The sequence below is a fragment of the Helicobacter cinaedi CCUG 18818 = ATCC BAA-847 genome (assembly GCF_000155475.1).
GTDB lineage: Bacteria > Campylobacterota > Campylobacteria > Campylobacterales > Helicobacteraceae > Helicobacter_C > Helicobacter_C cinaedi.
In genome coordinates this window covers 298,823-310,159 of sequence record NZ_DS990392.1, presented here as the reverse complement: position 1 = coordinate 310,159, position 11,337 = coordinate 298,823, and the positions used below count along the sequence as shown (strand labels likewise).

10 protein-coding genes and 1 other RNA gene are annotated in these 11,337 nt (G+C 39.8%); all 11 read right to left on the bottom strand.

What is annotated here, in order from left to right; translation table 11 throughout:
• Positions 1–171: 171 nt before the first annotated feature.
• Positions 172–990, bottom strand: coding sequence for a diaminopimelate epimerase (dapF, locus tag HCCG_RS05920; protein ID WP_002956541.1), 819 nt, complete (start codon positions 988–990; stop codon positions 172–174).
• 1 nt (position 991) lies between these two features.
• Positions 992–1,600 (bottom strand): dephospho-CoA kinase, encoded by a 609-nt coding sequence (gene coaE, locus HCCG_RS05915; protein ID WP_002956540.1) that lies wholly within the window; start codon positions 1,598–1,600, stop codon positions 992–994.
• Positions 1,601–1,608: 8 nt separating this feature from the next.
• Positions 1,609–2,397, bottom strand: a complete 789-nt coding sequence (locus HCCG_RS05910; protein WP_015453435.1) for a spermidine synthase — start codon at positions 2,395–2,397, stop codon at positions 1,609–1,611.
• Between the two features lie 93 nt (positions 2,398–2,490).
• Positions 2,491–2,588, bottom strand: an RNA gene (gene ffs, locus HCCG_RS13105) — signal recognition particle sRNA small type.
• A gap of 47 nt (positions 2,589–2,635) precedes the next feature.
• The gene (hsrA, locus tag HCCG_RS05905; protein WP_034548192.1) at positions 2,636–3,316 is read right to left on the bottom strand and encodes a homeostatic response regulator transcription factor HsrA; all 681 of its coding nucleotides are present in this window, start codon (positions 3,314–3,316) and stop codon (positions 2,636–2,638) included.
• A gap of 47 nt (positions 3,317–3,363) precedes the next feature.
• Entirely contained in the window at positions 3,364–4,122 is a 759-nt protein-coding gene (locus tag HCCG_RS05900; protein ID WP_002956536.1) for a polysaccharide deacetylase family protein, read from the bottom strand.
• On the bottom strand, positions 4,119–6,686 hold the full coding sequence (gene flgL, locus HCCG_RS05895) for a flagellar hook-associated protein FlgL (protein WP_002956535.1): 2,568 nt from the start codon (positions 6,684–6,686) through the stop codon (positions 4,119–4,121). The genes HCCG_RS05900 and flgL overlap by 4 nt, the downstream gene beginning before the upstream one ends.
• A gap of 196 nt (positions 6,687–6,882) precedes the next feature.
• Entirely contained in the window at positions 6,883–7,011 is a 129-nt protein-coding gene (locus HCCG_RS12835) for a hypothetical protein (protein WP_002956534.1), read from the bottom strand.
• 6 nt (positions 7,012–7,017) lie between these two features.
• Positions 7,018–10,716 (bottom strand): carbamoyl-phosphate synthase large subunit, encoded by a 3,699-nt coding sequence (gene carB, locus HCCG_RS05890; RefSeq protein WP_015453432.1) that lies wholly within the window; start codon positions 10,714–10,716, stop codon positions 7,018–7,020.
• 106 nt (positions 10,717–10,822) lie between these two features.
• A complete protein-coding gene (locus HCCG_RS05885; RefSeq protein WP_002956532.1) occupies positions 10,823–11,125 on the bottom strand; it encodes a hypothetical protein in 303 nt (100 codons plus the stop codon).
• A gap of 10 nt (positions 11,126–11,135) precedes the next feature.
• Complete coding sequence (locus HCCG_RS05880; protein ID WP_002956531.1) at positions 11,136–11,333, bottom strand: hypothetical protein; 198 nt, start codon at positions 11,331–11,333, stop codon at positions 11,136–11,138.
• Positions 11,334–11,337: the final 4 nt, after the last annotated feature.

Sequence of the window (11,337 nt, the reverse complement as noted above, 5' to 3'; positions counted from 1 at the left end):
TACTAGAGTTTTGAGTTTGGTGTTTTTAAATCGTATCCTAGCCTGTGAAAATTTGTCTTTATCAAAGAAGCTATCTTGCCGTATCTTAGCTACATTTAAATCTTTTTCTACATTGAGGTTATGCCCCCCCCCCCCGCTGTTTAATATGTGTATTTTTCACTCATCTCTCCTTTATATAGAATTAAGCCACTCGCAAATGGCGATGCGTTGGACTTTGCCCTTAAATAAAATATGCTGATTTTCTGTCATTTGTAGCTCTAAAATCTCATTGCTTGGTGGGATAAGCAAAGCCTTTTTCCCACACAAGCCTAGCCTTAAAGCCATAGCAAATACCGCAGCTGCACCCGTCCCACACGCTTGGGTAATGTCCTCCACTCCCCTTTCATAAGTCATATACAAAATCCTGCTTTTATCGCTACTTTCATCAATGTAGGCAAGATTCACATTCGCATTATATTTTTCACGCAAAGTTTGCAAAAACTCATCTTTTGAGTATGTCAGCATTTTTTTATCATTCACAAAGCCCACAAGGTGTGGCACTCCGCTATCAAGTAAAGCCCACGCTTTAACGCCATAAGGATTAGATTCTACTATGTGTTCTTCCACAAGCTTATAAGCACCCAAATCACTTTGCACTAAGTTGGCATCACTCTCATCTATTATAATCCCTATAATCCCAGCCTGACTTAAAAAGCTATGCTTCCTAGGAGCTATACCCTCCACAAATGCGTAATGCCCGATACTTCTGCTCGCATTGCCACACATTTTAGCCTTTGAACCATCAGCGTTATAAAACTCCCACTCATACGCATACTTTTTAGAATCTTTAGAATCCTGCCCCAGCAAAAGCACAACCATACCATCAGCACCAATGCCATTGTGTCGCTCACACACACGCTTTGCAAGGCTAGAACGCCCCCCATTATCGCGTTCAAAACTTTGAAAAATCAAAAAGTCATTACCACTGCTACTATATTTAACAAACTGCATACTAACGCCTATATGATGGCAAAGATTGCAAATAAGATTCTAGCCGTTGTTGCAAGGAACGCAAATCCCCATCATTACCTATAATATCATCTGCCAAGCGACATTTCTGCTCAATGGGAATCTGTGCCTCTAGTCGTGCTGTGGCATCTTCAAGGCTTAAATTATCACGCTTTATGATTCTAGCAATGGCTTTGTCTTTTGGCGTATAAACAACAAGGGAGCGTGCCACAGGGTAAGCCTCCTTGCCACCAACTTCAAAAAAAAGTGGGATATCCAAAAAATACCACACGCCCTTTTCCTCAAGCTGCCACGCTTTTGAGAGAATCTCAGCTTGAATGAGCGGATGCAGAATATTTTGAAGTTTTTCACGCTCCTTAGATGAACTAAAAATAATTTTTCCTAATTTTTTACGATTAATCTTTCCATTCTCATCTACAATACAATCTCCAAATGCCTTAATCACTTCCACCGCATTCTCATCAAGCACTTTGTGAGCTATGCTATCCCCACATACACTCTCATATCCATACAATGAAAGAAAGCTCACAAGTGTGCTTTTTCCACTCCCAATAGATCCTGTCAATGCAATAGCATAACGCAGTTCCCCCATTTTACCCCCTAAAAACGCGCAATACCATTAAGTTTATCAAATAAAAAGTTTGGCAGCACAAAGGCATTTTCGTGAATCTTGGCATTATAATATTGCAACTGCGGAAGAAGATCTATCTTTTGTAAAAGCATATCAGCACAAGGGTGAAGTCTTTTAGAAGCAAAAATATAACTCTTATCGCTCAAAATGCTGATATGCGAGAAAAAAGGCATAATGATTTGAAAAAAATCTTCGCAATATTTGAGAGATTCAATAAATAGATTTTCTTCAAGCAAAGGATGATGATTACGGATAATCAAAATCCCCTCACTTGTCAGCATACGCGATAAGCCATCAATTTGATGTTTATTCAAAATAGAATCTGCGATGATAACATCATACTTTTTAATCTCTAAGTCCATTGCTTGAGCTACAAGCCTAAAATCTTTATGCTGCATAACCTGATGAAAATGGGGCAAAAAGCTCATCAGTGAATCTAAGCTCTTTCTGTCCCCTTGCACACAATCAACGCTTACATTGTGTTTCAAACATTCATAAGCAATCTCAAGATTAAAACTATCAAAAAGCAATACATTTTTTGGCTTTTGGATAACGCAAAGTGGAATATGAGAGAGAAGCTCAGATTCTATATAGAGATATTTTTTAAGCATTAAATGCTTTTCATCAATCATCGCCACTTCATCAAAATCAACACTCTTAAAAATCTCCACGATATGTGTGCTACGAGAATCTACAAGCTTTCTTTCAATGGTGTATTCTTGCCTAAAATTTGGGGTGAGTTGTCGTGTAATCCACATAACAAAAACCTTTTAACATTAAATCTCAAGGGCTAAACTCTACAAAATATTTTTAAAGATGAAGTTAATAAGAAGTAAATGAATCTCAAAAACTCCCTTGCAGGTGCTTATGGCACACAAAATTACAAGATGCTCTGCTGTGTTCCCACCCTGAAGCGTTGTCTTGCAAACTTATTGCATAAGTCTGCAAGGAAGCGGTGGAATTATATCTTAAAGTGCTTAAAAGTGATTGAAGAAGTTAGCTCTCGCTTGGCTTTTTAGGATAACAAAAGCGATAGCCCCTGCGGCGAACGGTCTCAATCGTGCCGATATTAAGAGGTTTATCCATTTTTTGACGAATCTGATTGATTGCCACTTCAATGACATTTGGTGTTACAAGCTCTGGCTCTTCCCAAATCGCATCAAGCAGTTGTTCTTTTGAAACAATTTGATCGCGATGACGCGCAAGGTGAGTAAGCACCTCAAAAGGTTTGCCCTTAACCTCAATCTCTTGCCCCTTGTATGTGATTTTCTCTTCATCTGGGTTAATGACTAAATCCTCAATTTCAATCACACTTGAACCCCAAAATCGCAATCTAGCCTGAATCCTAACAAGCAAAACTTCAGCATTAAAAGGCTTAGAAACAAAGTCATCAGCTCCTTCTTTAAATGCGTGAAGCTCATTTTCAACAGAAGACTTGCTAGACATTATCACAACAGGTGTGCGTGGGGATTTTTCTTTTACTTGAGAGATAATATCAACTCCGCAACCATCTGGTAAATCCCAATCCGATAGCACCAAATCATAGTTACGAATACTGATAAAGTATTCCCCATCTTTTAGATTCTCCGCAATATCAGTTTGGTAGCTATGCCCATTTAACATATCCTCAATACTCTTGCATAAAGCCGAATCGTCCTCAATGACCAAGATTCTCATTTTCCTTTCCTCTCAATACTTAAAATCAGCTTCAATTATAGCATAATTTATAATAACAATTTCCCAATTCTAAAATTTCTTGTGCTTGAAGTAGCAAATAACACCTTTTTAAACCAAAAAAGATTATCTTTCACATCAAAACGCTTAAGTGCATCATTGCTCTCTCCTACTTGATTTAAACCACCCTGCATTGTGTAAAACGCTTCATAACCCATACTCTTAGCTGTGCGGAGCAAACCTTGATTATAGTTTCCATCTGGCCAAGCTAGGTGTTTTGTATCCACACCAAGCCGTTCTTTAATCAAGCGTTTTGAGAGTTCAAAATCATCGTGCCACGACACAGACACGACATTTGAAAACTGATAAGTATGCGTCATAGAGCCGATACTAAATACATCTTGCATTTCACGCACCTCTTCCCAATTACACATCACACTTCTTGGGCTATGCAAAAGCGTATTTTTACACTCACTATGTGGGATAGGTTGGTATTCTTGCTTCTGCTTTGAAGATTCATCTATCCACTCTGTTACCACAAAAAGCCCCGCTTTCACCCAATGATGTTTTAATATCTCATAGGCATTTTGGTAAATATCCCTCCACGCCCCATCAAATGTAAGAAGCACACATTTTTGCGGTAGCTCCATCTGTCCTTGTTTGATGGCTATCATATCATCAAGGCTTAAAAAAGTGTAAGATTTTTTCTGTAAATACTGAATCTGCTTTTCAAAAACTGCTAATGAAACACTATGAGAATCCTGCATGTCACGGATATGTGTGTAACGGAGTATAGGAATACAATTCATAGATAATTCACCAATGACATTTGATTAATACGGCTTGTTGAAGCAAGCACAGCATTGTAGTTTGTTGTGAGATTTGAGAAGTGATTATAAGTCTCTGCAACATCAGTGCCAATAGTGTCACTCTTAATAGATTCTATTTGCACACGCAAGACTTCATTGCGTCTAATCACATTCTCAAAACTCCTGCTATGCGCACCATTAAGTGCTATCATCTTTTCTATATGATCGCTTAAATGCCCAAAAAGTTCAATAGCATTTTGAATCCCCTTATTTCGCATTTCACTTGTATATTCGTCCCCAAACGCATCTGGTCGATACACCCCTGCTCTAACCGATTCAATGATACCATCAAGGGATTTGAAAAAATTCACATCGGGCTCATCAATAGTGAGTGCATTATTGGCATTAAAAGTCAAAGAAGAGCGGTAGTTGCGTATCCCCTGCTCACTAAAATCATTACTTGCATTATTATACATCATAAATTTCATACGCGATACAGAACGCATTTCATCACTTATCTCAATACGCCCATCTTGTGTCAAATACGCACTTACACGCCCTTTTGTCTGGGCTAGAAGTGATTCATAGGCATTTTTGCCTTCTTGCGTTGGCACACCCTTTTGAGCTTGGGCGTTTTGATAATACTCCATAGGCTGATTGCTATAATTAAGGGCAATGTTAATCGCATCAAGTAGTTGCCGATAGGACACATCATCAGCTTTGCTGATTGTTACTGCTGGTGGCTCATCGTGGGGATTATAAAGTGGGATTGAAAACTCCGCTTGGGACTTTGGATCATTCAAGTCAAAATCTGCATTAGACAAGATAAGATAGCTCCCTTTATTGCTAAACTCAATACGCGCATTAACAGGGATTCCATTATGGTCTTCAAGCACGAGATGATAGGTCTGCCCATCTAAACTTCCCCCAACCACGGCAGAAAGCTTTGTCTCATCATTCGCATACCCCATACCATTTGCTAGAATCTGCGATACATTAGAGATAAGCTTTGAGCCTTGATTATCAAAGCTGACTTGATCATACTCTGTGCGATAGTCCCGCCTTATACCCTTTGTCTCTAGCCCCATATCATTAAGCGTTGTGAGCGAAAGACTAAAGCCACTAGGACCATTATATGGTGGATTCATCATATCCCTATCTTTATGCGTTACATTCATATCACGCAGCACAAGCTCCCCACGGATAATCTCGCCTTCAACCTTGCCACCAAAATGCTTTTTAATCATAGCAAGTAAATCCTGCACTTCTAAATCATCACTCACCGCCACACTTAAAGCTTCAATAGGCTCTTCATTAATTGTGCCATCATCGTGATTTGGACGAGTCCCTGCTATCACAAGTGTGCTTACATCTTCACTTAGCACATCTTTGAGCTTTGTATTAAGCGTAGCAGGGAAGTTATCCTTAGTCAGCAAGGTTGAAGGGAAAGTGAGATTTCTGTGATCATAATTATCTTTTATCGCCTCAAGATGAGATTGTGAAAATTCCCCCATAAATGGGCTTTTTTGAAAACTCGTAACCCTAGCTCCAAGGGCTGGAAGATCATCAAGATTCTCAACATCCATATCACTTGATATAAGATTGAAATCCAAATTCGCATTGCCCGGCTGAAGATTCTTAATCTCAATCTGCCCCCAAAAGTTCAAACTCACATCAACGACTTTATTTTTACTCGTATTCCCAAACTCCTTGCCTATCTTATCTAGCAAGTCCTGCACCTTTGTGGCGTTATTTGGATTCTTATAGCCCACATCAAAGTCAAATTTACTCTTAAAGCTCGTGCCATCTGGTCGCACACCGCGTAAGTAAAAATACTCCTTGCCATTATTACTTGTGTCATCATCATTATCGCCTAGCAAATCACGCAAGGTATCACCGGCTTTAATATACACTTCTTCGGGTATATCACCGCGTTTAATCCTATCCATAATGTCGTTGTTCAGCTTTGTTTGATTAAATTTGCGGATATTTGTAGTGATACTCTTATGATGGTCGGAATCTCGCCCAAAAAACAGCTCCTGCCCCGTAATATTATAAGGTATAGGATTATTATTGCTTACCAACGCTTCCAAAGTTTCATCATTACCCTTATATGTGCCATCAGGCTCAAAAGGGCGGATTTTGACATTACTCCCAGCAAAGAGAAACTCCCCGCCAATAGAAGTATTAGCGATATTTATCATATGATCTTTAAGCTTTTCTAAGTCCCTAGCAATCGCCTCGCGTGAAGTAGGAGAGTGAATATCATTTGCCGCTTGAATAAGCTTTGTATTAAACTGTTCGGCGGTTTGGGAAAGCTCGGCTAGAGCCTTATCGGTATTAAGCGTAGAAGTATAGGCATCATTACCCACATCAATGCCTTGATCAAGATTGATTTTTTCATATTCAAGCTTGAGATTCTGATTAAACACACTGCTATCTTGGTAACCATACTGAATCTTAAGCCCCGAAGCAATCTTAGTATTTATGTCCATAAGTTTGCTTTGCATCGTGCCTTGATAATAATTCATTTGGTTATACTTCGTGCCAAATGTAACTCTCATTGTCCTGTTCCTTGCATATTTTTCGTCCTTGAAACAACTCTGCCTTATCTATATCGGCACTTTAAGCAAAAACAATACCTTTTTTTAGCAAAGCCCCAATTTTTGCCTACCAAAAGGCCAGTCAATAGTTTCTAGATTCTAAAAACTCCAAAACGCCCTGTGGAAGTATCTTTGAGATAAAATCGTGGTTTTTGCGTTAGCCGAGCTTGACTTCGTCTGCACCAAATGAACCAACAAGAAGCTTACTAGAAGTAAGTGTTGCGGTTGGCAAATGCAGAATCCGCGATTTTATCTCAAAAGACAACGCAGATTCTAGCTTCGCCAAATCTGCTTAACTTTCCAAATATTCCTGCAAAGAAAAGGCTTGAGAAAGATTATATTTTTTAATATCCCTAATGGCTTCAATCGCCACACGAGCCGCAGCCAAAGTCGTAAAATACGGAATAGAGCTTTTGATAATTTGTGTGCGGATAAGATGTGTGTCATCTTTGTTTGAAAGATTATCGCTTGTATTGATAGCAAGGGCAATTTGATTATTCATCATACGATCTATGATATTTGGTCGCCCCTCACTTACTTTCAAAATATGACTTGCTTCAATGCCATTTTCACATAGAATCTTATATGTCCCTTCCGTGGCACAGATAGAAAACCCAAGCTCTATAAAGTCGTTTGCTAACGCCACGCCCTCTTTCTTATCAAGACTAGCAAGGGATAAAAACACTTCTCCACTTAAAGGCAGGGCATTTTTACACGCAAGCTGACTTTTAGCAAAGCTTAGCCCAAAGCTCCTGCCTATCCCCATAACTTCACCTGTGCTTTTCATCTCTGGTCCAAGTGAGAGCTCCGCTCCACTAAGCTTTGTAAAAGGGAAAACAGATTCTTTTAAGCACACATACTGAAGGGTTTTTGGCTTAAGGGGGCTTTGCGTGAAATCAACTTTTTTGTATTTATCATAAAATCTCAATGCCTCTTCTAGTATAGAATCTTTAGATTCTGCTTTTTTTACACTATGATTCCACATAACTCTTGTGGCAATTTTTGCTAAAGGGAGTCCAGTAGCTTTGCTTACAAAAGGCACGGTGCGACTAGCACGCGGATTTACTTCAATCAAATACAACTCATTATTATAGATTGCATACTGCACATTCATAAGCCCCACTACGCCAAGTTTCAAGGCGATTTTAGCAGTGCTTTGCTCTATCTCTTTTAGCATAGATTCCCTAATATTTATTGTCGGCAGGGAACTCGCACTATCCCCGCTGTGAATCCCTGCCTCTTCAATATGCTCCATTATTCCGCCGATATACACACTCTCCCCATCGCTAATGCAATCTACATCAAGCTCAATGGCGTATTCCAAAAACTTATCAATAAGCACCGGAGAGCTATCACTCACAGCAATCACTTCGTCCATATACTGCTTTAGCTCATCATCATCATACACGATCCGCATAGCCCGTCCGCCAAGCACATAGCTCGGTCTTACAAGCACCGGAAAGCCGATTTTATTAGCCACACTATATGCTTGTTCTTTCTCATAGGCTATGCCATTTTGGGGCTGCTTTAGCCCTAGATTATTTACAAAACTCGCAAATTTCTCTCTATCTTCTGCGGTGTCAATGACCTTTGCACTTGTGCCGATGATTTTAGCATTGATTTTTGTTAGAGAATTTGCAAGTTTTAAGGGCGTTTGTCCCCCAAAATGCACGATTATGCCATCTGGCTTTTCTCTCTCAATCACAGCCCGGACGCGTTCAAAATCAATTGGCTCAAAATAAAGCACATCGCTTGTGTCATAATCTGTGCTAACGGTCTCTGGATTGCAATTATACATTATGCTTTTTATGCCTAAATCATTTAGGGCAAAGCTTGAATGAACGCAGCAGTAGTCAAACTCGATGCCTTGACCGATGCGGTTAGGACCACCGCCAATTATCATAACCTTTTTAGGCGTTGTCTCTTTGGTGCTTTTAACGGATTCTACACTCAAGGCTCGGTCATTACCCTTTAGGTAACTCCATTCGCCTTTCGTTTGAAAACCACTAAAATCACTCAAAGATACTTCCGCCTTAGAATCTCTAGTGCTAGAATCTTGTTTTGTGGAATCTTTAAACTCTAGGTGTGTGGATTTTTCGCTACGCTCAAAATGACAAGGGGTGGAATCTGTTTGAGAGTTTTGGCATTCTAAACTTACAGAATCCGCAATTCTAGTATTTGTGGTGTTGCCCACAGATTCTAAGGAGAAGCTAGAATCTTGGCATTCTAAGGATTGAGATGAGAAATCAGCGTTTTCAAGTGAGCCAACAAGAAGCTTACTAGAGGTAAGTGCCGCAGTTGGCGAACGCAGAATCGCCGATTTATCGCTCAATACTGAATGCCCACCTAGAACTTGAAAGTTACCTATTGTTGAGTAAAGATAGGGCGTAAGACTTGGAAACTCCGCCGCACAAGTATCCACCTCATTATACACACACTCCACACCAAGCCCAATTCTAGCCTGATACACTTCACTCTCACTTATCTCCATTCCATCATTATGCTTTAGCCAATGGGCTATCATCTTATCACTAAAGCCATAGCTTTTTATCCGCCGCATAAGAGATTCATCGCTTAGAATCTGCGAAGTAATACTAGATTCAGAATCTACAATCTCTTTTATCTCGTGTAAAAACCACTTATCAATCTTGCATAGCTCGTGCATTTCTTCAATACTCATTCCAAGCCCAAAGCCTTCAGCGATATAAAGCAGTCTATTCGCATTTGGTCGTCTAATCTCTTTTTTGATAGTCTCTAAGTCATTGCAGATTTGATTTAACCCAAAAATGCCTGTCTCAAGGCTACACAACGCCTTTTGCAAACTCTCTTTAAAGCTTCCGCCAATCGCCATTACTTCGCCAATAGACTTCATACTTGTTGTGAGTGTGGAATCTGCCTGTGGGAATTTCTCAAATGTGAATCTAGGAATTTTTGTAACAATATAATCAATGCTAGGCTCAAAACTCGCCGGTGTGCCTGTAATGTCATTTTTTATCTCATCTAGGCTAAAGCCCACTGCTAGCATTGTAGCCACTTTTGCGATAGGATAGCCTGTCGCCTTACTCGCTAGGGCGGAGCTACGCGATACACGCGGATTCATCTCAATCACAGTCATTCTGCCATTTTTTGGATTTATAGCAAACTGCACATTGCTCCCGCCTGTATCTACGCCGATTTCTCGCAAGATTTTAAAACTTGCATCACGCATTCTTTGATACTCTTTATCCGTGAGTGTTAAAGCCGGTGCAATGGTGATAGAATCTCCTGTATGCACACCCATAGGATCAAGATTTTCAATGCTACACACGATGATGCAGTTATCAAACTTATCGCGTATAACCTCCATTTCATATTCTTTCCAGCCAAGCAGGGACTCTTCAATTAAAATTTCATTAATCGGACTTGTTTCTAAGCCATTTTTTGCCACCGCTTTAAACTCATCAATATTATATGCCACGCCACTGCCCCCACCTGCAAGGGTAAAACTAGCCCGAATAATGAGGGGGAATCCTATCTCTTTTGCTGCCTCTAGGGCTTCCTCTTCTGTATAAGCATAGCGGGATTTTGGCAAGTCCATACCAATCTTTAGCATAGCTTCTTTAAAAGCCTGTCTATCCTCACCCTTTTTAATCGCACTAGGCTTTGCACCTAAAAACTCTATGCCCTCAAGCATTCCCTTTTCATACATACTCATTGCCACATTAAGGGCTGTCTGTCCGCCCATAGTCGGCAAAATCGCATCAACACTCTCTCTTTTAATAATATCCGCAATAATCTCTTCAGTAATCGGCTCAATATAAGTGCGATCCGCAAAGTCTGGATCTGTCATAATAGTCGCTGGATTTGAGTTTATAAGCACAACACGATAGCCAAGAGATTTTAGCGTCTTTACTGCCTGTGTGCCTGAATAGTCAAACTCACAAGCCTGACCTATCACAATAGGACCTGAACCAATGAGTAAAATCGTGTGAATATCGGTGCGTTTTGGCATAGGAATCCTTTTTCATATTCTTTGGATAAATCCGCGGATTCTAGCTTAAAAGTGCTTAAAAATTACTAGAAAACATTCATAGGGCGTAAAATATGTAAAACCCACTTCATACAAATCCCCACCATAAAAGCTCCTGCCACACAAGATACAATAGCACCGCCCATAGCCCAAAACAAAGTAGCCAAGAGATACTCCACGAGACAAAAACACTCGTTTGTGAAAATCCATTATAGATTCTATCTTGCATAGAATCTAGCCAAGAAAGAGATGTCTTTTTGCTCTTTTTGCTTGTTTTACGCACCTTATGCTGTGAAAGCAAAGCCTTTTTACGCAAAATAAAAAGCTCTTTGATACTTCTAGAATCTTGCTCTTTTTTGGATTTTTGGGCTTGAGTTGTTTTCCTAGGCATTTTTTAATCTCTACACAAAAGGCTTAATCAGCAAAATATACAACAAAAAAATAACCAAAAGTCGCAATGGTAAGGCTAGACGGAGTGTGTAAAAATGTTTTTGAAAAGTTTTGCTTGTATGTGGTGGGGCTTTGAAGCCAAAGATGAGATACACCAGCCACTGCAATGCACAAAAAATACCTATACATACATCAATTAGCACTTCCATCAAT

Excerpts from the sequence above, each read along its gene's own strand:
- dapF (WP_002956541.1), bottom strand. The coding sequence starts at position 990 with ATGCAGTTTGTTAAATATAGTAGCAGTGGTAATGACTTTTTGATTTTT.
- coaE (WP_002956540.1), bottom strand. The coding sequence starts at position 1,600 with ATGGGGGAACTGCGTTATGCTATTGCATTGACAGGATCTATTGGGAGT.
- HCCG_RS05910 (WP_015453435.1), bottom strand. The coding sequence starts at position 2,397 with ATGTGGATTACACGACAACTCACCCCAAATTTTAGGCAAGAATACACC.
- hsrA (WP_034548192.1), bottom strand. The coding sequence starts at position 3,316 with ATGAGAATCTTGGTCATTGAGGACGATTCGGCTTTATGCAAGAGTATT.
- HCCG_RS05900 (WP_002956536.1), bottom strand. The coding sequence starts at position 4,122 with ATGAATTGTATTCCTATACTCCGTTACACACATATCCGTGACATGCAG.
- flgL (WP_002956535.1), bottom strand. The coding sequence starts at position 6,686 with ATGAGAGTTACATTTGGCACGAAGTATAACCAAATGAATTATTATCAA.
- carB (WP_015453432.1), bottom strand. The coding sequence starts at position 10,716 with ATGCCAAAACGCACCGATATTCACACGATTTTACTCATTGGTTCAGGT.
- HCCG_RS05885 (WP_002956532.1), bottom strand. The coding sequence starts at position 11,125 with ATGCCTAGGAAAACAACTCAAGCCCAAAAATCCAAAAAAGAGCAAGAT.
- HCCG_RS05880 (WP_002956531.1), bottom strand. The coding sequence starts at position 11,333 with ATGGAAGTGCTAATTGATGTATGTATAGGTATTTTTTGTGCATTGCAG.